Below are 23,367 nucleotides of genomic sequence, written 5' to 3'. Positions count from 1 at the left end.
GAGGGATTCGGGCCGGGGTTTCGGGGTTCCACCAATTGGCCGCTTGGTAAGGGAACGGCAAAATAGTCTCGCTCGTTCACCCGACATGACAGCTATGACCCCCGGCTCGAACATCCCTCTCTCCGCCGCGCGCGTGACGGTGGACGTCGCCGCCCCGGTGCGGCTCGACGTATCGGGCCTGCTGCTCACCGCCGACGGCAAGGTGCGCTCCGACGACGACTTCATCTTCTACAACCAACCAACCGGCCCCGGCGTGACATACCGCTCGGGCGGCGGTGCGGCACCCGACGCGATCACCGTCGACACCGGCGCCATCCCCCCGGGCATCGAGAAGATCGTGGTCACCGCGAGCCCGGATGCCGCGGGCCAGACCTTCCAGGGCATCGAACCGACAGCCACGATCCGCAACGCGGACGACAACAGCGTCCTGGGCACGTTCACGCCCCCGCAACTGGGCACCGAGACGGCACTGGTGGTCGTGGAGGTCTACCTCCGCAACGGCGCGTGGAAGGCCCGCGCGGTGGGCCAGGGATACGCGAACGGCCTGGCGGGCATCGCCACGGACTTCGGCGTCTCGGTGGAGGAACCCGCACCCGCCCCGGCGGCCCAGCCCGTAACCGCACCCGCGACCCCGCCCGCACCCCCCATGCAAACCCCCGTGACCCCTCCGGCCCCTCCCACCCCGCCCGCCGCACCGCCGATCGGCGCCGGAAAGATCAACCTCGACAAGGGCCGCGTCAGCCTCCAGAAGAACCAGACGGTCTCCCTGGTCAAGGGCGGCCGCCCGCTGCTCTCCCAGGTCAAGATGGGCCTCGGCTGGGAGCCCGCGTTCCGCGGCAAGGACATCGACCTGGACGCCTCGGTCATCGCCTACGGCCCGCAGCGCAACCACATCGACAGCTGCTACTTCGGCAAGCTGTCCATCCTGAACGGCGCGATCAAGCACTCCGGCGACAACCTCACGGGCGAGGGCGGCGGTGACGACGAGGTGATCGTGGTCGACCTCGGCCGCATCCCCCCGGAGGCGACCGGCCTGGTCTTCACGGTCAACTCCTTCTCCGGCCAGAAGTTCACCGAGGTCGCCAAGGCCTACTGCCGCCTGCTGGACGCCGCCACCGGCGAGGAGCTGGTCCGCTTCGACCTCACCGGCGCCGAGGCCCAGACCGGCGTGATGATGGCCAAGATGATCAAGCAATTCTCCGGCGAGTGGGAGATGACGGCCATGGGCGACTTCGTGAAGTCGCGTACGGTCCGCGGCATGGTGAAGCCCGCGGCCCAGGCCCTCTGACCCGCGGCCGCCCACCCTCCGAAGGGGCCGTGGCGGTGCGTCGCAAGCCCGTCGCTTACGTTCGGATCGAGCAGCGGCTCCCTTGCCTGGCCCACGTCTGATCCAGCGGCCACGGGCTCGACGCACCGCTACGGCCCCGACCCACCCACCGGAGGTAGGCGCACCACCGGACAACGCACCGCCGGAGAACCCTCCGTCGCTACGCCCGCAGCCCCTCCGTCAGCAGGGACAGATACCGGCGGATCTGCTCGCCCTGCCCGTTCGCCAGCTCCGAGGCCGTGGAAATCCCGTGGGCCAGCCGCAGGATCTCGATCGGCTCGATGTCCTGACGCAGGGTTCCCTCCCGCTGCGCCGCCTCGACCAGCCGCGCCGCCGCCCCCTTCATGGACGTGGCGCAGGCCGTGACCGCGGCATTGCTGCCGTCCGTGACGGCCGAGCCCAGCAGGGCCTTCATGCCGCGCACCTGGATCGTGCCGACACACAGCTCGTAGAGCCACTGCGCCAGCGCCTCGCCCGGGGGCAGTTCCTTCGCGATCTCGTCGGCCCGCGCCCCGAGCGCCTCGATCCGGTCGACGTAGGCAGCCTCCAACAGCGCCTGCCGCGTCGGGAAGTGCCGGTACAGCGTGCCCGACCCGACGCCCGCCCGCTTGGCGATGTCATCGAGCGACGCGCCTTCCCCATGTTCGGCGAACGCCTCGGCCGCCACCTTCAGCAACCGCTCATAGTTGCGCCGAGCGTCCGCGCGCATGGGCTTGACCTGCGTCATTCAGATACTCCTTGCGAACCGGGGACCCCCTCCGTATCTTAGCGAGGGTTAAACGGAGACAGTCCCCGCTTATCTCGCGGGCAGTCCGTGCTGCCCGTGTGCACCTTCATCCGGGGACGCCAGACCGGGAGAACACCGTGTCCACCTCGTCCGCACCGTCCACCACCGCCGACGCTCTCTCCCCACCACCCCAACGCGCCAGGCTCGGCGCCGTCCTGTTCGTCATCGTCACCGCCTACCTGATGGTCGGCGTGGACTCCACCGTCGTCAACGTCGCGTTACCCGACATCCAGAAGGACCTGGACTTCAGCAGGACCGGCCTCTCCTGGGTCCTCAACGCCTACACGCTCACCTTCGGCGGCCTGCTCCTCCTCGGCGGCCGGGTCGGCGACATCGCCGGCCGCCGCCGCACCCTGACCATCGGCGTCCTGCTCTTCGCCGGATCCTCCCTGCTCGGCGGTCTCGCCACCGAAAGCGCCTGGCTGCTTACCGCCCGCGCCCTCCAGGGCGTCGGCGCCGCCCTCACCGCCCCCAGCACCCTCGCCCTGATCACCACGAACTTCCCCGACGGCCCGCGCCGCCACCACGCCCTGGGCGTCTACGCGTCGATGGCGGGCATCGGCGCCTCCATCGGCCTGGTCCTCGGCGGCATGCTCACCTCCTGGGCGTCCTGGCGCTGGGCCCTGCTGATCAACGTACCGATCGGCGTCGCGGTCGCCGTCGCCCTGCCCCGCTTCGTCACCGAGACCCCGCGCCACGCGGGCCGGTTCGACGCGGCGGGGGCGCTCGCCGGCACGGCCGGGATGACATCGCTGGTGTACGCGTTCATCCGGGTCTCGGAGGCGGGCTGGACCGACACCCAGGCGCTGCTGGGCTTCAGCTCGGCGGCGGCCCTGCTGGTGGGCTTCACCCTGATCGAGTCCCGCGCGGACCAGCCGATCATGCCGCTGCGCCTGCTCGCGAACCGCAACCGCGCGGGCGGCTACGCGGGCGTACTGCTGCTGCCCGCGGGCATGTTCGGCGCGTTCTACTTCCTCACCCTGATCTGCCAGCAGGTCCTGGGCTACAGCCCGCTCCGCGCGGGATTCGCCTTCCTGCCCATGACCCTGGCGATGTTCACGGTCGTACGCTTCGTGCCCCGGCTGCTCGCCCGGCTCGGCGCCAAGCCGGTACTGCTCACCGGGATGGCCCTGCTCGTCGTCGCGACCGCGTGGCTGTGGCGGCTGCGGCCCGACGACGGCTACCTCACCGGCCTGTTCGGCCCGCTGGTGCTGATGGGTGTGGGAGTCGGCCTGAGTTTCATGCCGCTCAACGCGACGATTCTCGCGGGTGTCGAGCCACGGGAGGCGGGCGCCGCCTCCGGCCTGCTGCAGACCCTGCAGTGGCTCGGCGGCACCCTCGGTCTCTCCATCCTGGTCACGGTCTTCGGCACGGCGACCCGGCACGCGCACGGCTCACCGTCCGACATCCTCACCGAGGGGGCGGCCCGCGCGTTCGGCATCGGCTCACTGGTCGCGCTGACCGCCCTGCTGGTGTCGGCGTTCGTGATCACAGGCACCAGGCCGAAGCCCACGGCCTGAAGAAACCCACCACCTGAAGAAGCCCACCGCTTAGAACAACGCGCTGTACGCGTTCAACGCGGGCTGCCCGCCCAGGTGGGCGTAGAGCACGGTGGACTCCCGCCCGATCTCCCCCCGCGCCACCAGATCCACCATCCCGGCCATCGACTTGCCCTCGTACACGGGGTCGGTGACCATCCCCTCGGTGCGCGCCGCGAGCCGCATCGCCTCCAGCGTGGCCTCGTCCGGAATCCCGTACGTGCCCGCGTGGTACCGCTCGTCCAGCTCGACGTCCGCCTCCGTCAACTCCTTCTGTACGCCGATGAGCCGCCCGGTGCCGTGCGCGATCCGCGCGATCTGCTCACGGGTGCGGGCGGGCGCCGCCGACGCGTCGATCCCCAGGACGCGCCGCGGCCGCCCGCCCGCCTCCTCCAGGGCCGCGAACCCGGCGACCATGCCCGCCTGGGTCGACCCGGTCACGGAGCACACCACGACGGTGTCGAAAAAAACCCCCAACTCCCGCTCCTGCTCGGCCACTTCATAAGCCCACCCGGCGAACCCGAGACCGCCCAGCGGATGGTCCGACGCCCCGGCCGGAATGGCGTACGGCTTGCCGCCGCCCTCCTCGACCTCCCGCAGCGCCTGCTCCCAGCTCTCCTTGAAGCCGATCCCGAACCCGGCCCGCACCAGCCGTACGTCGGCCCCGGCGAGGCGGCTGATGAGGATGTTGCCGACCTTGTCGTACACGGAGTCGGGCCACTCCACCCAACTCTCCTGCACCAGCACGCACTTGAGCCCGGCAAGGGCGGCGACGGCCGCGACCTGGCGGGTGTGGTTGGACTGCACTCCACCGATCGAGACGAGGGTGTCGCAGCCCTGGGCGAGCGCGTCGGCGACGAGGTACTCCAGCTTGCGGGTCTTGTTCCCGCCGTACGCGATTCCGGAGTTGCAGTCCTCCCGCTTGGCCCACAGGGAGGCACCGCCGAGGTGCTCGGTCAGGCGCTCCAGCGGATGCACGGGCGAGGGCCCGAAGAGCAGGGGGTAACGCTCGTACGAGGAAAGGGACATGGGTCCTCCCGCATCAGGGTTCGACATCGGCCAGGTCTTCGAGCGCGCCCCAGATCTCCGCGGTGACGCGGACGGCGGCGGCCACGTCCCCTTCGGCACAGGCGTCGATCAGCTCGTCGTGCAGGCCCGCCGAACGGCAGTTGCCGCCCTCACCGAAGCGGCGCCGTTCCAGACGGCGGATCAGTGGGGTGTAGCGGGCGACGGTGGCGGCGGCGGCACGATTGCCGCTCACCCGTATCAGTACGTCGTGCAACTCGTCGTCGGCCATCAGGGCGGCGTCCACGTCACCGGCGCGCACAGCGTCCGCGAAGCGCACGTTGGCCTCGCGCATCACCTCGATGTGCGGCGCTTCCAGCCGGGGGACCGCCGTGCGCGCGGCCAGCTCGTGCATGGCGCCGACCACGGCCGCCGCGTCCCGTACGTCGGCGGTCACCAGGGGGGTCACCCGCGTGTAGCTCTGCGGCTTGGACTCCAGCAGCCCCTCGTCGACCAGCCGGGAGAAGGCCTCGCGCACCGGCGCCCGCGACAGCCCGAGCAGCTCGGCGAGCTCGGCGTCGCGCACCACCGCGCCCGGTGCGAGCTCACCGGCCACGATGGCGTCCCGTATCGCTTCGTACGCGCGTTCCCTCAGCAGGGTCCGGCGCACGGGTCGTATCGCCTCCATGAACTGAAATGTTAAATATCAGTTCCCGTTCCGCACAAGAGTGCGGCCCGCACCGAGGTACGGGCCGCACACATGCACGATCGGCTATCCGGTCCACGGCCAGTCGGCGTCCCGCGCCGACTCCAGCAAGGGCACCATCCGGAAGGCCGCGTCCGAGAGGCCGCCGAAGGTGTGCCTGTTGGCCCTCCCGGAGGGGCCGTGGCCCGCCCGGTAGCCGGCCAGGTTCCAGGTGTAGACCGGCACGTGCGCCGGGACCTGCTCGGTCGGGTCGCCGTAGTGGCTGTAGGTGGCCTGCTCGTCGGTGACGATGAGCACCCGGTCGTGCTTCTTGTAGTGCGCGCGCACCGCCTCGCTCGTGTTGGTGCCGCCGAGGTCGCCGAAGCGCTCCAGCACCTTCAGCACCGACTCGCCCCTCTTGAACTTCACGCGCTTGCTGCTGGTGCCGAACTCGACGAGATCCGCGTCCGCCGCCCGCAGCGCGAGCGCCGTTCCGAAGATCGCCGCCGCGTCGGCCCGGTTGAGCTCCGAGCGCTCCGACAGCCGCGAGTAGAACATCGACCCGGACCGGTCGACGAGCACGAGGGTGCGTCCGGGCAGCGCCGGCACGTTGGCCAGCGAGTGGCCGAGCGCCTGCTCCAGCGGGTACGACCAGCGCAGCGAGGGCGCGTGCTGGTACGCGGCGAGGTAGCGGAAGGGAAACTGCCGCGAGCGCGCCACCTCCGCCGGGTCGCTGATCCTGGCGGCGACCTGAGCCGCCACCTCGTCGCTGACCCCCGCCTCGTCGAAGTTCCGCAGGTTCCGCACGAGCGCCATCGCGCCCATGGACGGAATGACGGCCTCCCAGGCCGCCTTGTCCATCGGACCCTGCAGCCAGCCGGCCAGCGCCTCCCAGGTCATCCCCGCATCCGCGAGGCGCCGTGCGCCGTGCGCACCGGTGACGACCTTGCGCCGCTTGGCGGGCCGCAGCGCCATCAGGTCACGGTGGGCCACCACGACGGGCAGCGACTTGGGCACCACCGCGGTGTCCGGGTGGTGGCGCCGGTCGAGGGCGTATTGGAACAGGTCGCCCTGCCACGGTTTCGCCGGGTCGGGCGCCGCGTGCACCAGGTTGAGGATGTCGCCGAAACGGTAGCCCTTGGCCGCGGTGTCGTACTTCAGCAGCGACTTCTCACCATAGAGACGGCGTACGGCGTCGGCGATGCCCCGCTTGACGGGCTTGGGCACGTTGCGGCCGTATCGGGAGGTCCAGTAGGCGAGCAGCTCGCCGGGCTCGTCGGGGCGGCGCAGCACGGAGGCGATGACCTGGCGGTTGGCCGGGCCGTCGGTGGCGCCCGCGTCGAGGCGTGCCTTCACGTACTCGGCGGCGCCCACGAGCGAGGCCGTCCGCAGGTTGCCCTCGCCGCGCAGCCAGCCCAGCAGGGCGGCCGTCCACGTGGGGTCGGCGACGGCGAGCTCGCGCACGAGGGCGGCGAACCGGTCGTCGCGGTCGGCACGGGTCTCGTAGAACGTGTCCGCGAGGAAGTGCGCTACCGCCAGCAGGAAGAGCTCGGAGCGCGCGTCGCGCTCCTGGCCTCGGCCGCCCTGGTGCGTGCGCAGCACGCGGCCGGTGGACGTCACGCGAGAGGTCGGCTGTGCCTTCGCCGCACGGGTGTTGAAGCGTGCCATGGTGAATTCCCCCGAATTCATGAGTATTTCGGAGGGAGGCACAGCAAATGGAGGGCGCCCGAGATCAGGAGTCGGCGACGGTTCCTATTCACCCGGCGCGTCTACCAGTTCCGCCACATCGACCCGGAGTCGATGACGGGATTCGAACCCGCAACATACCGTGTCCCGAAGTATCCGCTGCCTGCGCACCGGGCACCCACCATGAGCTGCGCCTCCCGAGATCAAGTCGGCGCGGCGTGGATTCTTTGAAAGAGAAGTAGCCGCAGCCCGCGCACCGGGAGGTGCATGAAGTTGTGATGTCCAGAGTTCAAGGCCGGCGGAACCGACGTAGGTGCTCTAACCCCTGAGCTACACCGGCGCGTTGTACCGGTGGCGGGACTCGAACCCGCGGCCGCCCCATTATCAGTGGAAGTAGGTCCTGCCTTCGCACCTGGACGTGCACCACTTTAGGAGGGCGGCCGCGGTTCGAGCCATTGAATTAACTACCCGCGCTTCTGGCGCTTCCAGGGGCCGGTGATGGCGAGCATGATGCCCGGCTCCTGGATGTTGGCGAAGAGGGTCCTGCCGTCGGGCGAGAAGGTGACGCCGGTGAACTCGCTGTAGGCCGGCTCGGCTTCGGTGCCGATGTTGAGTTCGTTGCGGGCGATCGGGTACGTACGGCCGCTGTCGGTGGCGCCGAAGAGGTGCTGGACGCCCTCGCCGTCCTCGGCGATGACGAGGCCGCCGTAGGGGGAGACGGTGATGTTGTCGGGGCCGTCGAAGGCACCGTCGACGGCCGGGGCGGGATTGACGCCGATGAGGACCTTCAGGGTCAGGGTGCGGCGCTTGGGGTCGTAGAACCAGACCTGGCCGTCGTGCTGGACGGGGCTCTCCTCGCGGGCGTACGAGGAGACGATGTACGTGCCGCCGTCGCCCCACCACATGCCTTCGAGCTTGCGGGCGCGGGTGACCTGGCCGTCGGTGAACTGCTTGCGCACGGAGGTGGTCTTGGCGTCACGGTCGGGGACGTCGACCCAGTCCACGCCGTACACCGTGCCGATCTTCGTGGCGCGGGAGAGGTCGTCGATGAACCGGCCGCCGGAGTCGAAGCACTTGAAGGCCTGGAGGGCGCCGGCGTCGTCGGCGAGGGTGGCGAGTTGTCCGTGGCCGTGCTCGAAGCCCTGCGGGGGCGTCCAGCGATAGAGGAGACCGTTGGGGCCCGAGGCGTCCTCGGTGAGGTAGAGGCGGTCGCGCTTGGGGTCGACGACGACGGCCTCGTGGGCGTATCGGCCGAGTGCCTTGATCGGCTTGGGGTTCCGGTTGCGGCGGCGGTCGAGGGGGTCGACCTCGAAGACGTAGCCGTGGTCCTTGGTCATGCCGTTCTGGCCGGCCTTGTCCTCGGTCTCCTCGCAGGTGAGCCAGGTGCCCCAAGGGGTGTTGCCGCCCGCGCAGTTGGTGGAGGTGCCGGCGACACCGACCCACTCGGCGACCTTGTCGTGGCGCACCTCGACGACCGTGCAGCCGCCGGACGCGGCCGGGTCGTAGACCAGGCCCTCGGTGAGCGGCACGGGGTACTTCCAACTGGCGCGGGGGCCCTTGAGCTCGTGGTTGTTGACGAGGAGGGTGGCGCCGCGCGGCCCGTCGAAGGTGGAGGTGCCGTCGTGGTTGGACGGCGTGAACTCACCCGAGTCCAGCTTGGTGCGGCCGCTGTAGGTGATGACGCGGTAGGAGAATCCGGCGGGCAGCGCGAGCAGGCCCTTCGGGTCCGGGACCAGCGATCCGTAGCCGACTCCGCCGTGCCGGTCCGCCGACTCGCCGTCCTCCCCCACGCTCTCGGTGTCGGTGGACGCGAGGGCGTTCGGGGCGGTGGCGAGGGCGCCGACACTGCCGGCCAGGGCGATACCGGCGCCGGTCAGCGCGGATCGGCTCGCGAAGTCCCTGCGGGTGAGCGACATGGGTGTCTCCCGTGACGGTGGAGGATGACCGTGGAGGGTGGCCGGGGCATTGCGGCCATACCGTCCCGCCCACGCCTGAACGGCGGTTGAACACGGGGCGACTTGACCGCACTCGCTTCCATGAATCCGTAAGGACTCGGCCACAGGGACCAAAAGTCCTCCGGACAGGGGAACGGGGGAACGGGGGAAGCCCTCCGGGACCGGGAACGAGCGCCCCTCCCGAGGCCGGAAGCCGAGGGAAGCCCCCCCAGGACCGGGAACGGGCGCCCCTCCCGGGGCTGGGACGAGCGCCCGCTCGGGGCTGGGGATCGGGCGCCCCCGAGGCCGAGGAACGGGCGAAGCCCCAACGGGGCCGGGGAAGCGCCCCTCCCGGGGCTGGAGTACGGGTGATCCCACCGGGGCCGAGGAATGCGCGAAGCCCTCCCGGGGCCGAGGAACGAGCGCCCCCCTCGGAGCCGGGGCAAGGGAAGCCCCCCGCGACCGGCCCCGGCCCGCTCAACCCCCTTGCTGCGAGCGCGCCTTGAACGCGGCCTTGCGGGCCTCCTTGGCGACCTTCTTGTCGGGGTGGAGGCGGCCCATCGCCTCCAGGACGTCCGGGGTGGCCGGGTGGTCGACGCGCCAGGCCGCGGCGAAGAAGCCGCCGTGCTGCTGGGCCAGGCCCTCGACCAGGCCCTGCAGCTCGGCGGAGTTGCCCTCGGCGGCGAGCTGCGCGGCGATCGTGTCGATGGTGAGCCAGAAGATCATCGCCTCGGACGGCGGGGGCACGTCGGCGGCGCCGTGTTCGGAGAGCCAGACCCGGGCGAGTCCGCCGAGTTCGGCGTCGTCGAGGACCTCGCGCAGCGCGGGCTCGGCCTCCAGCCCGACGAGCGAGAGCGCCTGCTGGCAGTGCAGCCGGCGCAGCGGCGCCCCGGCATCGCCCCCGCGCGCCGCGGCAAGCAGCTCCCGGGCCGCGGCGAGGGGTTCACGCCGGGCGAGCCACTGCTCGGTCTCGGCCTGGGCGGCGGTCGGCGGGAAGGTGGCGGTGCCGTCCAGCAGCGCGTCCGCGCCCTTGTCCGCCAGGTCGCCCACCGCGGGGACGGTGAGGCCGGACTCCAGCAGCCGCGCCCGCAACCCGTACAGGCCGAGGGGTGTCAGCCTCACCATCCCGTACCGCGTCACGTCGGTGTCGTCGGCGGCGGTCGAGGGCTCCTCGTCGGTGTCCGCCATCAGCGTCTCGTCGACCGGCTGGAAGTCGACGAGGCCTACGGGTTCGAGCAGCCGGAACTGGTCATCGAGCCGCATCATCGCGTCCGACACCTGCTCCAGTACGTCGTTGGTGGGCTCCCCCATGTCGTCGGGCACGATCATCGACGCGGCGAGGGCCGGCAGCGGTACGGGGCCTTGGCCCGCCCCGCCCTCGCTCACGGTCAGCAGGTACAGATTGCCGAGCACGCCGTCCAGGAAATCGGCCTCGGCCTCGGGGTCCCAGTCCAGCGAGGAGAGGTCGGCCTCCCCGTCGCCGTCCACCGCGTCGACGAGGCCGTCGAGGTCGGGCACGCTCGCGTCGGCCAGTACGGTCTCCAGGGCGGCAAGCCACACCCCGAGGACGTCCTGCGGCGCTCCGGAGGTGAGCAGCGCGAGGTCCGCGCCCGCGGCGACCGTGCCCTCCTCCTCATCCACGATCTCGAGGAGCCCGGTGTCCACGGCCACCCGCCAGGCCTCGCCGGCGAGGGCCGCCGCGTCGTCGCCGGTGAGGCCGAGTACGTCGGCCGCCCCGGGAAGCTGTTCCTCGACGAGTTCGCCCCCGGCGCCGACCCGCGTGTCCGGGCCGGCCCAGCGGGCCAGCCCTGCGGCGCGGGAGAGCAGCGGCGTGGCGAGCGCGTCCCGCGCCAGCTCCGCTTCGGAAGTCAGCCGCACCGGCGGCAAGGGGGAGCTCTCTGACATCGGCTGGGTTCTCCTCCGAACAATCAGGACCCGGAGAGCGGGATCGAACGGCCCGAACCAGCGGAACCGGGCGACCCGACCAGCGGGACCGACCAAGCATGACAAGCGGGAAATGCAGAACAAGCAGAACAAGCATGACGAGCGGAACAAGCGTGACGCCCACCGGGGTCCGGCAAGGCACCCACCGGGCTCCGGCGGCACACCCCCGGCTCCGGCAGGGCACCCACCCGAGTCCGGGCACGACACCCCTGGCTCCGGCGGAACGCCCACCCGGGTCCGGCGGAGCATCGCCCCGACCCGGCGGAACGCCCCCCGGGGTCCGGCAGCGCATCCACCTGCCCCGGCAGTACGTCCACCGAGCCCGGCGGCGCGTCCACCCGACCCGGCGGGACACTCACCGAGTCCGTGAGGACATCGTCCCGCGGGACATCCGGCGCGCCCCGCGGACCGGCCCGGACCCGAGGGTCCGGACGCCGCACCGGAAACCCGTGTGGACGGCTCAGCCTAGACGGATTTCCACCCATGCCGCCCGGTTCATGTCCCTGTCAGGAGTTGTACATCACTCCGTCCTTGACAACTCCCCTTCCCACACACGAGATTGACGCGCGTAGAAACTCAAAGGGCCACCCGTCCCACCAGCTTCTACGCGCGTCACCGGCCCGCACACAGGTCGCGCTACCCCCACACGCTCCACCCTCGTCCCGGCGCTCATGTATGTCCCCGGAGGGATTCCCTTGCCGAGCAAGAGAACCGCGCGCATCGGCGCGCTGACCGTAGCCGCGGTCTGTTCCACCGTCTCCGCCGTGGTGCTGACCGCACCCGCCCACGCGGACACCGTCCACATCCACGACATCCAGGGCACCACCCGGACGTCCCCCTACGCGGGCCAGAAGGTCACGGACGTGGCGGGCATCGTCACGGCCCTGCGGACCTACGGCTCGTCCCGGGGTTTCTGGATCCAGGACCCGAACCCGGACGACAACCCCGCCACCAGTGAGGGCGTCTTCGTCTTCACCAGCTCCACCCCGAAGGTCGCCGTCGGTGACTCGGTCACCGTCACCGGCACCGTCTCGGAGTACGTGCCGGGCGGCGCCTCGACCGGCAACCAGTCGCTGACGGAGATCACCAAGCCGACGATCACGGTGCTGTCGTCCGGCAACGCGGTCCCCGCGGCCACGGTCGTCAACAGCCGTTCCGTCCCGGCCGCCTACACCCCCGCCGGTGACACGGCCGCGAGCGGCTCGATCAACGCCCTCACGCTGCAGCCGAAGAAGTACGCCCTGGACTACTACGAGTCCCTCGAGGGCATGAACGTCCAGGTCGCCGACGCCCGCGTGGTCACCGCCACCGACCCGTACAGCGAGCTGTGGGTCACGGTGAAGCCGCACGAGAACACCACCCGCCGCGGCGGCACGATCTACGGCGCGTACACCTCGCAGAACACCGGCCGCCTGCAGATCCAGTCCCTCGGCTCGACCGCCGACTTCCCCGTCGCGAACGTCGGCGACCAGCTCGCCGGCACCACCGCGGGCCCGCTCGACTACAACCAGTTCGGCGGCTACACGCTCGTCGCGAGCCAGTTGGGCACCCTGGAGAAGGACGGCCTGCAGCGCGAGACGACGAAGAAGCAGTCGCGCGGCGAGCTTGCCGTGGCGACGTACAACGTCGAGAACCTGGACCCGGGCGACGGCACGTTCGCCGCCCACGCGGCCGCGATCGTGAACAACCTGCAGTCGCCCGACATCGTGTCCCTGGAGGAGATCCAGGACAACAACGGCGCGACGGACGACGGCACGGTCGCCGCCGACCAGACGGTGAACAAGCTGATCGACGCGATCGTCGCGGCGGGCGGCCCGAAGTACGACTGGCGTTCCATCGACCCGGTCAACGACAAGGACGGTGGCGAGCCCGGCGGCAACATCCGCCAGGTCTTCCTCTTCAACCCGGAGCGGGTCTCCTTCACGGACCGGGCGGGCGGCGACTCGACGACCGCCGTCGGTGTCACCAAGGTCCACGGCAAGGCCCAGCTGACGGCCTCCCCCGGCCGGATAGACCCGGCCAACACGGCCTGGACGTCCAGCCGCAAGCCGCTGGCCGGCGAGTTCGTCTTCCGTGGCAAGACGGTCTTCGTGATCGCCAACCACCTCAACTCCAAGGGCGGTGACCAGGGACTGACCGCGCAGTACCAGCCCCCGGCCCGCAGCTCGGAGACCCAGCGTCATCTGCAGGCGACGGCGGTGAACTCCTTCGTCAACGAGATCCTCAAGACGCAGAAGAACGCCGACGTGCTCGCCCTCGGTGACATGAACGACTTCGAGTTCTCGGACACCACCAAGATCCTCGAGGGTGACGGCGAGCTCTGGTCGGCGATCAAGTCGCTGCCGAAGAGCGAGCGTTACACGTACGACTACCAGGGCAACCAGCAGGTCCTCGACCAGATCCTGGTCAGCCCGTCGATTCGCCAGGGCTGCGACTTCGACTACGACAGCGTGCACATCAACTCGGAGTTCTCCGACCAGATCAGCGACCACGACCCGCAGGTGCTGCGGTTCCGGCCGTAGGCCTGCAGGGGCCGCGGTTGAGGCCGCGGCCCTGAAAAGGGGGAAGGGCCGCGGCCCCGTCGTCCGGGGGCCGTGCCCTTCCCTTGCTCAGTTGCTCGGTGTCGGCTGTCCGGGCCGGTTGCCCGGCGTCAGTTGCTCGGCCTCAGGCCGCGAACACCTCGTTCAGCCAGCCCCGCCAGGCGGTCTCGTTGTGCTTGGCGTCGGCGTCGGACGCGAAGTCGTGGACGCTCATACCGACCGGGGCGCCCCAGTGGTTGCGCCCGAAGAAGCGGATGAGGGCGTTGTCGGTGCGCAGTCCGACGAAGTACGGGTTGCGGTAGTCGACCACGGCGTCGAGGAGCCGCCCCTCGGGCCCCCGGGCCTGGACCCGCGCCCCCTCGGCCGTGTCGTCCCCGAGGCCGAGCGCACGCCCGACAGCGGCGAAGGCGTCGGACGCCGTGGACGCGCCGGGCCCGTCGAAGGTGGCGAAGGCGACCGGGCGGCCCGCGAAGTGCGTCACGTACTCGCGCAGGGTGTGCAGATAGAAGTCCGTGTGCTTGCTCGCGCCGTCGTACTGGTTGTCCCAGTCGTCGACGAAGATGCCGCTGTGCACGTACCGCACCCACGACCGGCGGCCGTCGTCACGCGGCTCGATGGTCTCGTCGATCTGGTTGAGGGTCTGCTGGGAGATGCCCTCGACGTCCTCGACCAGGCTGGTGAGGCGATGCGGCGGGTCCCAGTTGGTCAGCGTGGAGCCGAAGGGCCCACTCCCGCCCTGGCGCGGCTCGAACTCCATCGGCCACAGCCAGCCGCCGGTTCCGGTGGTGATCGCCTCCCACATCTGCTCCGGGGTGGCGTCGACCTCGAACTCGCGGGCGATCTCGAATTCCTTGGACATGGTGGTGGTTCTCCTGGGGTTCAGTCCTGGGCAGGCGGGGTCGGGGCCGCCGCGAGGACGGTCTCCGGCGTTGCGGCGGTCTCCGGCGCTGCGATCGCCGCCGGCTCGACGGTGGCTTCCGGCTCGACGGTGCCTTCCGGTTTGACGGTGCCTTCCGGTTTGACGGTGGCTTCCGGCTTGAGCGTCGGGTGGACGGCGACGACGATCCGGTGGTCGCGCCCGCCCTCCGCGTTCCCGTCGTGGTACTTGCGGATGAGCGCGCCGACCCCTTGCGTCAGCTCCTCGATGAACGCGGCGCGGTCGGCGGCGGAGGCGAAGGTCACCTCACCGTCGAGCGCGTAGGTGGCGAGCCGCTTGCGGGCCTTCGCAGCGCCGGTGATCAGCGCCCCCACGTCCCGAACCAGCCGGGCACCGACGGCGAGCAGCCACCGCGCCGAGAGCTGGTCCCGGAAGCGGTCCGGGTCGGGCTGCACGGCGGCGAGGGCGAGCGGCGAGATGACGTACGACGCCGCCGTCGCGCGCATCAGCCGCTCGGTGACATTCCCCTTGCGGCGCTCGCCCGCGAGCTCGACCAGGCCGTGCCGCTCCAGCGCCTTCAGGTGGTAGTTCACCTTCTGCCGCGGCAGCCCGACCTTTCCGGCCAGCATGGCGGCCGACGCGGGGCCGGCGGCCAGCTCGGCCAGCAGCCGGGCCCGTATGGGGTCCAGCGAGACGGCGGCCGCCTCGGCGTCCTCGATCACGGTCACATCCAACATGACCCCACCGTCTCACCGAACACTTTTTTTGTCCAGACGGATCGAGTTGTCGGCAAGGGAGCATGGACGCCCCTTGACTGCCGTGAGGACTCATCGACTGCCGCGCGTCAGCCCTGCGGACCACGCTCGTCGAGACGTGCCAGCTGGGTCTGGAACCAGTCCAGCCGGGCCTGCAACAGTGCCGCCTCGGCGACGAGTTCGGACACCCCGAGCCCGGCGGGCAGATCCCCGGCCACGACCCCGCCCCCGGCGCGGACCCGCAGCCCGTCACCGGCCAGTCGCGCGAATCCCGCCAACGACAGGGCCGTACGACCGCGTACGCAGCCCGCACAGGTCGCCGCGAGACCGCGCCAGCCGGGTCGCCCCCAGCCCGCGTCCGCGAGCGCGGCGGCCACCGCTCCGCACGCACAGGGACCGACCGTCGCGGTCCGCACCCGCTGCCGGGCGTACCGGAAGCCCTGCTCGAAGCGGATGTAGGCGCCGAGGACGGAGACCTCCAGGAGGACGGCCGCCCGGTGCTCGGCGGTGCACAGCATGGCCTCGGCCGTGGCCGGGTCGTGCACGCAGTGGAAGCCGCAGTCGCAGCGGCGGTGCGGCGCCCGGTGCCGCAGCCCGTAGACGCAACGCGCCTCGTCCAGCACTCCGTACGGCAGCGCGCCGCCAAGTGAGACACCGGTGAACCCGGCCCGGGTGCCGTCCTGGGACAGCACCGGGCGGGCGATCTTGTATCCGGTCGGCGGCTCCGTCGGGCGTTCCTCGGGGAGCCGCAGCCTCATCGGGCGACCGGGACCTCTTCAGGCACGGACGCCTCCAACTCCTCGGCCTCCTCGGGAAGTTGGAGATTGTCTTCGTCCGCGCGCGTCCGCTCTTCCGCGACTCCGGTGGCGAGTGCCTTGCCCAGCCTCATGACGCCTCCCGCGATCTGCCGTCGACTTCCGTCCTCGCCATGGTGACCCATGAGGGGCCGGGTTGGCATCAGGGCCTCGGGAAAGCGGTCACCTGGTAGTAATGCTTCGCTTTATCTCGTAGAAGAATTAAGTGGAGCTTCACAGTGCGGGTGTCGAGACTACTCGCATGAAGACCTCAGCCGCCTCCGCCTCTCTCCCCACCCCTCCCCCCGCTCCGCCCTTCGGTCGCGCGCTCTGTGCGATGGTCACGCCCTTCACCGAGGCAGGCGCGCTCGACCTCGACGGGGCGGGGCTGCTCGCCGACCGGCTGGTCCGCGCGGGCTGCGACGGTCTGGTCCTGTCCGGCACCACGGGCGAGTCCCCGACCACGACGGACGCCGAGAAGTCCGCGCTCGTACGCGCCGTGCGCGAGGCGGTCGGCGACCGGGCCGCGATCGTCGCGGGCGTCGGCACCGCCGACACACGCCACACCGTCGAACTGTCCCTGGCGGCCGAAAAGGCGGGCGCGGACGGTCTGTTGGTCGTGACGCCGTACTACAGCAGGCCTCCGCAGGACGCCGTCGAGGCCCACTTCCGGGAGATCGCCGACGCCACCGGACTGCCGCTCACGCTGTACGACATTCCCGGCCGCACCGGCACCCGCATCGAACCCGACACCCTGATCCGGCTCGCCGAGCACCCCCGGATCGTGGCCGTCAAGGACTGCGCGTACGACCTCCTCGGCACCCAGAAGGTGCTGGCCCGCACGGAGTTGGCGTACTACGCGGGCTGCGACGAGCAGGTGCTCGCGCTGCGGGCCGTCGGGGGGACCGGCTACATCAGCACGGTGGCGAACGCGGCCCCGGGCCCCTTCCGCGCGATCCTCTACGCGTTCGAGGCGGGGGACACGGCGGAGGCGGCCCGCCGGCAGCAACGCACCATCCCGCTCGTCGAGTCCATGATGTCGTCGGGACTGCCCGGCACAGTCACCGCGAAGGCCCTGCTCGGCCGGCTCGGTCTGCCCGCGGGCCCGGTCCGCGCGCCGCTGCGGCCCGCCGGCCGGGAGGTGACCGACGGACTCCTGGCGGCGTACGAGGAGTTGGCGGCCGCCTGATCAGCGCCCCGCGAAGACCGGTGCCCAGCGCCCGGAGGCGCCGTCCTTGCCGCCGCGGAAACCGCTCAGCGGCACCTCGCGAGGTTGTCCGTCCAGAGCGGACGGAAAAAGGCGAAGGCAAGGAGGTTACCTACTCCTTGCCACTCTCAACTTATAGCGCACCGGGGGGCTTGCGGCAAGGCCCCGGTCATGCCGCAGAATCTCCGGCCGAGGCCGGAATCCGCGGAAATCGGGAGTCGCTGGTGCGTGTGTTGTTGTCGACGTATGGGTCGCGCGGGGACGTCGAACCGCTGGCGGGACTCGCGGTGCGGTTGCGGGAACTCGGCGCGGAGGTGCGGGTGTGCGCGCCGCCGGACGAGGACTTCGCGCGGCGGCTGGCCGGTGTCGGCGTGCCGTTGGTGCCGATCGGCCGGTCGGCGCGCGCGCTGACGACCGCGGCGCCGTCGCCGGCCGACCTGCCCCGGCGTGCGGCCGAGTTGATCGCCGACCAGGTCGACGTGGTCACCGCGGCGGCCGAGGGATGCGATGTGCTGGTGGCGACCGGCGTGATGCCGGCCGCGGCCGGCGCGCGGTCGGTGGCCGAGAAGCTGGGCATCCGCTCCGTGTCCGTGACCTTCCAGCAGCTCACCCTGCCGTCGCCGCACCACCCGCCGCTGGCGTATCCGGGCCGGCCGTTCCCGCCGGAGGTGACCGACCCCAGGATGCTGTGGGACCTGGACGCCCGGAGCGTCGACGCGCTGTTCGGCGCGGCGCTCAACACGAGCCGCGCGTCCATCGGCCTACCACCGGTGGACAACGTCCGCGACTACGTCATCGGCGACCGACCGTGGCTGGCGACGGACCCGGTCCTGGACCCGTGGCGGGAGCCTGCGGACCTCGACGTCGTGCAGACCGGCGCGTGGATCCTGCCGGACGAACGCCCCCTCCCGGACGAGCTTGTGGCGTATCTGGAGGCCGACGCACCACCGGTGTACGTGGGCTTCGGCAGCATGCCCATGCACACCTCGACGGACGTCGCCCGGGTGGCGATCGGGGCGATCCGCGCGCAGGGCCGCCGCGCGGTCGTGGCCCGCGGCTGGGCCGACCTGGCCCTGATCGACGACCGGGACGACTGCTTCGTCGTCGGCGAGGTCAATCAGCAGGCACTGTTCGGCCGGGTGGCCGCCGTCGTGCACCACGGCGGCGCGGGCACCACGACGACGGCCGCCCGGGCCGGCGCGCCCCAGGTGGTGGTACCCCAGGCGACGGACCAGCCGTACTGGGCCGGCCGGGTGGCCGACCTGGGCGTCGGCGCGGCACACGACGGTCCGACTCCGACCTTCGAGTCCCTGTCGGCCGCGCTCAGGACGGCCCTGGCCCCCGAGACCCGCGCACGAGCGACCGACGTGGCCGCCACGGTCCGCGCCGACGGTACGACGGTGGCCGCCAAGCTGCTGCTCGACGCGGTCAGCGGGGAAAGGCCGCCCGCGTCCACGTGAACCACACGGGGCGTACGTCGCCTGTTGCGGCGCCGGCCAGGACCCCGACCACGAGAACCCGCACACGCCGGTCCGGACGCCTTGCCGCGCGCAAGGGTCACGAGCGACCTCACCTTCGGAAACATGCGGAGCCAACGACGTGAACCCCCTGACCACCAGCGCGTTCGACCTTCCCGACCGTCTCTCCCCCAAGGCCGACCCGGCGCTGATCGCCGGCGACGAGCAGCACTTCGCGGCCGTCGCGGAGTGCCTGGAGCAGTCGATCGCCGAGCTGACCGACCGCCTCGACGCCGCGCGCAGGGCGCCCGGCGGCCTCGGCCAACAAGCGATGGACCGGGACATCGAGATCCACCGGCTGACCGCTCGCCTACGCGCGCTGCGTCGCTTCGGCCTGGACCTGTGCCTGGGACGCATGGTCGGCGCGGACGGCGCGGAGCCCGTGTACGTCGGGCGACTCGGCCTCACGGACAGCACGGGACGTCGGCTGCTGCTCGACTGGCGCTCCCCCGCGGCCGAGCCGTTCTTCGGAGCCACCCACACCAACCCGATGGGGCTGGCGAGCCGCCGCAGGTATCGCTGGACCCACGGCCGGATCGGCGACTACTGGGACGAGGTGTTCACCCCGGACGGATTCGCCGGGCACGCCGCGCTCGACGACCAGTCCGCCTTCGTCGCCAGTCTGGGCAGCAACCGTTCGGGCCGGATGCGCGACGTGCTCGGCACCATCCAGGCCGACCAGGACGCCATCATCCGCGCGGGATCCCGTGGCGCGCTCGTCGTCGACGGCGGTCCGGGCACGGGCAAGACCGTCGTCGCCCTGCACCGCTCCGCCTACCTCCTCCACTCCGACCCCCGCCTCGGTCACCGTCGGGGCGGCGTGCTGTTCGTCGGTCCGCACCGGCCCTACCTGGCCTACGTCGCCGATGTCCTCCCCAGCCTCGGGGAGGAGGGCGTGCAGACCTGCACCCTGCGGGACCTCGTCGCCGAGGGAGCCGCGGCGGCGGTCGAGGCCGACCCGGAGGTGGCCCTGCTGAAGTCATCCGCGGACCTGGTGAAGGCGATCGAGTCGGCCGTCAGGTTCTACGAGGAACCGCCCAGGAAGGCGATGACGGTCACGACCCACTGGTCCGACATCCGGCTGAGCGCCGACGACTGGGCCGTGGCGTTCGAAGCGGCGGAACCCGGTATTCCGCACAACGAGGCGCGCGACCAGGTCTGGGAGGAGCTGCTCACGATCCTGATGGACAAGCACGACGGCGACGCCTCGGCCCAGGACGGCGACGTCTCGCCCGAGCTGCTTCGCAGGTCACTGCTGCAGAACAGGGAGCTGCTCACGGCCTTCAACCGCGCGTGGCCGCTGCTCGAAGCGGCCGACCTCGTCTCGGACCTCTGGTCGGTACCCGCCTACCTGCGGATGTGCGCTCCCTGGCTCGGCCCCGACGACGTGTCGCGGCTGCAGCGCGAGGACCCCCAGGCCTGGACGGTGTCCGACCTGCCGCTCCTGGACGCGGCACGGCAGCGGCTCGGCGACCCGGAGGCGGCGCGGCGCGAGCGTCGGAACAAAGCCGCCGTCGCCGTCGAACGCGCACGCAGGGCCGACGTCATCGACGGCCTGCTGCAGAACGTCGTGATCGACGAGAGCGAGGGCGCGTTGGGGATGTTGCACGGACAGGATCTGCGGGACACCCTGGTCGACGAGAGCGCGCTGTCCGGCCCCGAACCCGACCTGCTCGCCGGTCCGTTCGCGCATGTCGTCGTGGACGAGGCCCAGGAACTGACCGACGCGGAGTGGCAGATGCTGCTGCTCCGGTGTCCGTCCCGGAGCTTCACCATCGTCGGGGACCGCGCCCAGGCCAGACACGGGTTCACGGAGTCGTGGCGGGAACGGCTGGAGCGGGTCGGGCTCGACCGGATCGACCTGGCTTCCCTGAGCGTCAACTACCGCACGCCGGAGGAAGTCATGGCGGAAGCCGAGCCGGTCATCCGGGCCGTGCTCCCGGACGCCAATGTGCCGACGTCCATCCGCAGCGGCGGCGTCCCCGTCGTACACGGATCTGTCGCGGACCTGAGCTCGGTCCTCGACACCTGGCTCGCCGCGCATGCCGACGGGATCGCCTGCGTCATCGGTGATCCCACATTCCGGACGACGTCCCGCGTGCGGTCGCTAACGCCGGAACTGTCGAAGGGGCTCGAGTTCGACCTGGTCGTCCTCATCGACCCGGAGGCGTTCGGCAGCGGCGTCGAAGGAGCGGTCGACCGCTATGTCGCGATGACCCGGGCGACCCAGCGACTCGTCATCCTGACGAGCTCCTGACACCACCCCGCGCCCCTCAGAGGCGTGGGGTGGTGCGCGACCAGCCACGTGCGGCCCGCGGCCTCGACCGGCCTCGGACGAACTCCTCAGTTGTGAGCGTGCAGAACCTCGTTCAGGCCGCCCCATACCGCGTTGTTCGGCCGCGCCTCGACCGTGCCGGTGATCGAGTTGCGCCGGAAGAGGATGTTCGACGCCCCGGACAGCTCACGGGCCTTGACGATCTGCCCGTCGGGCATGGTGACGCGGGTGCCCGCGGTGACGTACAGGCCCGCCTCGACCACGCACTCGTCGCCGAGGGCGATACCTACGCCCGCCTCGGCGCCGATCAGGCAGCGCTCGCCGATGGTGATGCGGACGTTGCCGCCGCCGGACAGGGTGCCCATGGTGGAGGCGCCGCCGCCGATGTCGGAGCCGTCGCCGACCACGACGCCGGCCGAGATGCGGCCCTCGACCATCGACGTACCGAGCGTGCCCGCGTTGAAGTTCACGAAGCCCTCATGCATGACGGTGGTGCCCTCGGCGAGGTGCGCGCCGAGGCGGACGCGGTCGGCGTCGGCGATCCGGACGCCCTTGGGGGCGACGTAGTCCGTCATGCGCGGGAACTTGTCGATGGACGTCACCTGGAGGTGCAGGCCCTCGGCGCGGGCGTTGAGGCGCGCCTTCTCGACGTCGTCCACGGCGACCGGGCCGAGTGAGGTCCAGGCGACGTTGGCGAGGTGACCGAAGATGCCGTCCAGGCTCTGGCCGTGCGGCTTCACCAGGCGGTGCGAGAGCAGGTGCAGGCGCAGGTAGGTGTCGTACGCGTCGATCGGCTTGTCGTCCAGCGAGGCGATGACCGTACGGACCGCGACCACTTCGACGCCCCGGCGGGCGTCGGGCCCGATGGCTTTGGCGGCGCCGGCACCGAGCAGCTCCACGGCACGCTCGGCGGACAGCCGCTCGGTGCCGGCCGGGCCGAGGCCCTCGGCCTGCGTGGCGGACAGTTCGGGCGCGGGGAACCAGGTGTCGAGGACGGTGCCGTCGGCCGTGAGGGTGGCGAGGCCGGCGGCGACGGCGCCGGTGGTGCGAGTAGCAGTCGTGTCGGTCATGGGTGAAACCTAACGCGGCCCGGGGCGCACGAGCGAACCGGTACACGCGCCGTCTCACGTGCCGGGCGCCCCGCACGCCCCCCTGCGAGCCGCCTGGCAGGAGGCCGCCCTCCCGCCCCGCACACCCTGCTCACCGGGCACCTGCCACGGCTGCTCCTCAGCCGATCATCCGGCCCAACACCTCCCGCGCATACCCCTCGTCGTACGTCGCCCCCGTCAGCAGCACCTGCAGACAGATCCCGTCCACCAGTGCGACCAGTGCCCTCGCGGTGACGGGGTCGGTGCGGCGGGCCAGGGGCTCGGTGAGGTTCTGGACCCATTCGGCGGCGACGGGGCGCAGGACGGGGCGGCGCAGCGCCGCGAGGTAGAGCTCGTACGCCAGCTCCACCCCCGTACGGTCGCCCGCGAGCCACTCGCCCATCAGCCCGGCGAGTTCGCCGGCGAGGTCGACCCGGGGGTCCTCCAGGGCGCCGCGCGCGGCGACCACCTTGGCGAACCCCTCGTTCGCCTGGCGCAGCGCGGCGACCATGAGTTCGTCGAGGGTCTTGAAGTGGTACGTGGTGGAGCCGAGCGGCACATCGGCCTCGGCGGCGACGGTGCGATGGCTCAACCCGGCGAGTCCCCTTGCGCCCACGACCCGGATCGCCGCGTCGATGATCCGCTGTCGCCGCTCGGGGTCGTAGCGGCGCGCCGCCATCAGTGGGCCCCGCCGAGGTTCAGCACCACGACCCCGCCGATGATCAGCAGTATCCCGGCGACCTTGGTGAGGCTGAGCGCCTCGCCGAGGAACACCATGCCGATCGCGGCGATGACGGCGGTCCCGGCGCCGGCCCAGATCGCGTAGGCGGTGCCGACCTGAACCGTCTTCAGGCACTGGGCGAGCAGCACGAAGGCGATGACGTATCCCAGAACGGTCACCAGCGAGGGCCAGGGCCTGCTGAAGCCCTCGCTGTACTTCATGGCGGTCGTGGCGGCCACCTCGGAGGCGATGGCTCCGGCGAGCAGTGCGTACCCCATGTGTACGAGTGTACGCATCGATGCGTACACTCGTACACAAGGAGCCCCGCCCTACCCCGGCGACTCCGCCGCCCCGCCCCCTTCTCCTCACTCACTTCACGGCTCACCCCGCGACCGGCCGGCAGGCCAACGGTCCGGGTTCACGCACCCGCGCCAGGCGGTCGAGCATCCGCCGCTTGGTGTGGGCGGCCCGGCGCAGCATCTCCACCCGCCGGTAGCGCAACAGCTCTGCGGGGTCGGGCCGGACCGCTCCGGCGAGGTCGTAGCCGTACGAGATCAGTCGCTCTCCCAACGCGGCCTCGCGCAGGCGTATCTGATCGGTCGTCAGTCCGGCGCTCCAGGCGCCTGCCCGGGAGGTGTCCAGCGCGCCGTGGGTGCGCCGGTGCCAGGTCTTGCGGGCGGGGTACGG

General features: G+C 71.4%; 20 protein-coding genes. 6 read left to right on the top strand and 14 right to left on the bottom strand.

Annotation, left to right across the window (positions count from 1 at the left end; genetic code table 11):
- Positions 1-94 precede the first annotated feature (94 nt).
- Complete coding sequence (locus OG819_RS24780) at positions 95-1,288, top strand: TerD family protein (RefSeq protein ID WP_266634228.1); 1,194 nt, start codon at positions 95-97, stop codon at positions 1,286-1,288.
- A 199-nt stretch (positions 1,289-1,487) separates the two neighbouring features.
- Here OG819_RS24780 and OG819_RS24775 read toward each other — a convergent pair whose 3' ends face one another.
- Positions 1,488-2,054: a TetR/AcrR family transcriptional regulator gene (locus OG819_RS24775; RefSeq protein WP_266623791.1), complete on the bottom strand. Its 567-nt coding sequence runs from the start codon at positions 2,052-2,054 to the stop codon at positions 1,488-1,490.
- A 137-nt stretch (positions 2,055-2,191) separates the two neighbouring features.
- On the opposite strand from OG819_RS24775, the gene OG819_RS24770 reads away from it, so the two are divergent.
- Positions 2,192-3,634 carry an MFS transporter gene (locus tag OG819_RS24770; RefSeq protein ID WP_266651182.1) on the top strand — a complete coding sequence of 481 codons (1,443 nt, stop codon included), beginning with the start codon at positions 2,192-2,194 and terminating at the stop codon, positions 3,632-3,634.
- 30 nt (positions 3,635-3,664) lie between these two features.
- Here OG819_RS24770 and OG819_RS24765 read toward each other — a convergent pair whose 3' ends face one another.
- The 5 genes from OG819_RS24765 to OG819_RS24745 all read right to left on the bottom strand — a co-directional run bounded on the left by OG819_RS24765 (position 3,665) and on the right by OG819_RS24745 (position 10,867).
- Positions 3,665-4,681: a 1-aminocyclopropane-1-carboxylate deaminase gene (locus OG819_RS24765; protein ID WP_266623793.1), complete on the bottom strand. Its 1,017-nt coding sequence runs from the start codon at positions 4,679-4,681 to the stop codon at positions 3,665-3,667.
- Between the two features lie 13 nt (positions 4,682-4,694).
- Positions 4,695-5,345 (bottom strand): GntR family transcriptional regulator, encoded by a 651-nt coding sequence (locus OG819_RS24760; RefSeq protein WP_266623795.1) that lies wholly within the window; start codon positions 5,343-5,345, stop codon positions 4,695-4,697.
- Positions 5,346-5,429: 84 nt separating this feature from the next.
- A complete protein-coding gene (locus tag OG819_RS24755; RefSeq protein WP_266651181.1) occupies positions 5,430-7,010 on the bottom strand; it encodes a TROVE domain-containing protein in 1,581 nt (526 codons plus the stop codon).
- A gap of 482 nt (positions 7,011-7,492) precedes the next feature.
- Positions 7,493-8,944 carry an alkaline phosphatase PhoX gene (locus OG819_RS24750; protein WP_266651180.1) on the bottom strand — a complete coding sequence of 484 codons (1,452 nt, stop codon included), beginning with the start codon at positions 8,942-8,944 and terminating at the stop codon, positions 7,493-7,495.
- A gap of 495 nt (positions 8,945-9,439) precedes the next feature.
- The gene (locus OG819_RS24745; protein WP_266623800.1) at positions 9,440-10,867 is read right to left on the bottom strand and encodes a hypothetical protein; all 1,428 of its coding nucleotides are present in this window, start codon (positions 10,865-10,867) and stop codon (positions 9,440-9,442) included.
- Positions 10,868-11,601: 734 nt separating this feature from the next.
- On the opposite strand from OG819_RS24745, the gene OG819_RS24740 reads away from it, so the two are divergent.
- Positions 11,602-13,428 carry an endonuclease/exonuclease/phosphatase family protein gene (locus OG819_RS24740; RefSeq protein WP_266651179.1) on the top strand — a complete coding sequence of 609 codons (1,827 nt, stop codon included), beginning with the start codon at positions 11,602-11,604 and terminating at the stop codon, positions 13,426-13,428.
- A gap of 142 nt (positions 13,429-13,570) precedes the next feature.
- On the opposite strand, the gene OG819_RS24735 is transcribed toward OG819_RS24740, so the two are convergent.
- The 4 genes from OG819_RS24735 to OG819_RS24720 all read right to left on the bottom strand — a co-directional run bounded on the left by OG819_RS24735 (position 13,571) and on the right by OG819_RS24720 (position 15,967).
- On the bottom strand, positions 13,571-14,305 hold the full coding sequence (locus OG819_RS24735; RefSeq protein ID WP_266415346.1) for an SRPBCC domain-containing protein: 735 nt from the start codon (positions 14,303-14,305) through the stop codon (positions 13,571-13,573).
- Between the two features lie 20 nt (positions 14,306-14,325).
- Positions 14,326-15,060, bottom strand: coding sequence for a winged helix-turn-helix domain-containing protein (locus OG819_RS24730; protein ID WP_266651178.1), 735 nt, complete (start codon positions 15,058-15,060; stop codon positions 14,326-14,328).
- A gap of 107 nt (positions 15,061-15,167) precedes the next feature.
- A complete protein-coding gene (locus tag OG819_RS24725; protein ID WP_266651177.1) occupies positions 15,168-15,836 on the bottom strand; it encodes a hypothetical protein in 669 nt (222 codons plus the stop codon).
- The gene (locus tag OG819_RS24720; protein WP_266415340.1) at positions 15,833-15,967 is read right to left on the bottom strand and encodes a hypothetical protein; all 135 of its coding nucleotides are present in this window, start codon (positions 15,965-15,967) and stop codon (positions 15,833-15,835) included. The genes OG819_RS24725 and OG819_RS24720 overlap by 4 nt, the downstream gene beginning before the upstream one ends.
- A gap of 167 nt (positions 15,968-16,134) precedes the next feature.
- On the opposite strand from OG819_RS24720, the gene dapA reads away from it, so the two are divergent.
- The 3 genes from dapA (at position 16,135) to helR (ending at position 20,853) form a co-directional block, all read left to right on the top strand.
- The gene (gene dapA, locus OG819_RS24715) at positions 16,135-17,061 is read left to right on the top strand and encodes a 4-hydroxy-tetrahydrodipicolinate synthase (RefSeq protein WP_266651176.1); all 927 of its coding nucleotides are present in this window, start codon (positions 16,135-16,137) and stop codon (positions 17,059-17,061) included.
- Between the two features lie 242 nt (positions 17,062-17,303).
- A complete protein-coding gene (locus OG819_RS24710) occupies positions 17,304-18,539 on the top strand; it encodes a glycosyltransferase (RefSeq protein WP_266651175.1) in 1,236 nt (411 codons plus the stop codon).
- A 139-nt stretch (positions 18,540-18,678) separates the two neighbouring features.
- Positions 18,679-20,853 (top strand): RNA polymerase recycling motor ATPase HelR, encoded by a 2,175-nt coding sequence (gene helR / locus OG819_RS24705; protein ID WP_266651174.1) that lies wholly within the window; start codon positions 18,679-18,681, stop codon positions 20,851-20,853.
- 86 nt (positions 20,854-20,939) lie between these two features.
- On the opposite strand, the gene dapD is transcribed toward helR, so the two are convergent.
- From dapD to OG819_RS24685, 4 genes are all read right to left on the bottom strand, one after another.
- On the bottom strand, positions 20,940-21,941 hold the full coding sequence (dapD, locus tag OG819_RS24700) for a 2,3,4,5-tetrahydropyridine-2,6-dicarboxylate N-succinyltransferase (protein ID WP_266623810.1): 1,002 nt from the start codon (positions 21,939-21,941) through the stop codon (positions 20,940-20,942).
- A 157-nt stretch (positions 21,942-22,098) separates the two neighbouring features.
- Complete coding sequence (locus OG819_RS24695) at positions 22,099-22,638, bottom strand: TetR/AcrR family transcriptional regulator (protein WP_266623811.1); 540 nt, start codon at positions 22,636-22,638, stop codon at positions 22,099-22,101.
- Complete coding sequence (locus OG819_RS24690) at positions 22,638-22,958, bottom strand: multidrug efflux SMR transporter (RefSeq protein WP_266651173.1); 321 nt, start codon at positions 22,956-22,958, stop codon at positions 22,638-22,640. The genes OG819_RS24695 and OG819_RS24690 overlap by 1 nt, the downstream gene beginning before the upstream one ends.
- A 103-nt stretch (positions 22,959-23,061) precedes the next feature.
- Complete coding sequence (locus tag OG819_RS24685; RefSeq protein ID WP_266623814.1) at positions 23,062-23,250, bottom strand: hypothetical protein; 189 nt, start codon at positions 23,248-23,250, stop codon at positions 23,062-23,064.
- Positions 23,251-23,367 lie beyond the last annotated feature (117 nt).

The sequence above is a fragment of the Streptomyces sp. NBC_01549 genome (assembly GCF_026339955.1).
GTDB lineage: Bacteria > Actinomycetota > Actinomycetes > Streptomycetales > Streptomycetaceae > Streptomyces.
Note: the sequence above shows the minus strand (reverse complement) of the source record. Positions and strands in the feature narration are given on the sequence as shown.

Excerpts from the sequence above, each read along its gene's own strand:
- OG819_RS24765 (WP_266623793.1), bottom strand. The coding sequence starts at position 4,681 with ATGTCCCTTTCCTCGTACGAGCGTTACCCCCTGCTCTTCGGGCCCTCG.
- OG819_RS24755 (WP_266651181.1), bottom strand. The coding sequence starts at position 7,010 with ATGGCACGCTTCAACACCCGTGCGGCGAAGGCACAGCCGACCTCTCGC.
- dapA (WP_266651176.1), top strand. The coding sequence starts at position 16,135 with ATGAAGACCTCAGCCGCCTCCGCCTCTCTCCCCACCCCTCCCCCCGCT.
- OG819_RS24745 (WP_266623800.1), bottom strand. The coding sequence starts at position 10,867 with ATGTCAGAGAGCTCCCCCTTGCCGCCGGTGCGGCTGACTTCCGAAGCG.
- OG819_RS24690 (WP_266651173.1), bottom strand. The coding sequence starts at position 22,958 with ATGGGGTACGCACTGCTCGCCGGAGCCATCGCCTCCGAGGTGGCCGCC.
- OG819_RS24730 (WP_266651178.1), bottom strand. The coding sequence starts at position 15,060 with ATGTTGGATGTGACCGTGATCGAGGACGCCGAGGCGGCCGCCGTCTCG.
- OG819_RS24695 (WP_266623811.1), bottom strand. The coding sequence starts at position 22,638 with ATGGCGGCGCGCCGCTACGACCCCGAGCGGCGACAGCGGATCATCGAC.
- OG819_RS24735 (WP_266415346.1), bottom strand. The coding sequence starts at position 14,305 with ATGTCCAAGGAATTCGAGATCGCCCGCGAGTTCGAGGTCGACGCCACC.
- OG819_RS24725 (WP_266651177.1), bottom strand. The coding sequence starts at position 15,836 with ATGAGGCTGCGGCTCCCCGAGGAACGCCCGACGGAGCCGCCGACCGGA.
- OG819_RS24720 (WP_266415340.1), bottom strand. The coding sequence starts at position 15,967 with ATGAGGCTGGGCAAGGCACTCGCCACCGGAGTCGCGGAAGAGCGGACG.
- OG819_RS24780 (WP_266634228.1), top strand. The coding sequence starts at position 95 with ATGACCCCCGGCTCGAACATCCCTCTCTCCGCCGCGCGCGTGACGGTG.
- OG819_RS24760 (WP_266623795.1), bottom strand. The coding sequence starts at position 5,345 with ATGGAGGCGATACGACCCGTGCGCCGGACCCTGCTGAGGGAACGCGCG.
- OG819_RS24750 (WP_266651180.1), bottom strand. The coding sequence starts at position 8,944 with ATGTCGCTCACCCGCAGGGACTTCGCGAGCCGATCCGCGCTGACCGGC.
- dapD (WP_266623810.1), bottom strand. The coding sequence starts at position 21,941 with ATGACCGACACGACTGCTACTCGCACCACCGGCGCCGTCGCCGCCGGC.
- OG819_RS24775 (WP_266623791.1), bottom strand. The coding sequence starts at position 2,054 with ATGACGCAGGTCAAGCCCATGCGCGCGGACGCTCGGCGCAACTATGAG.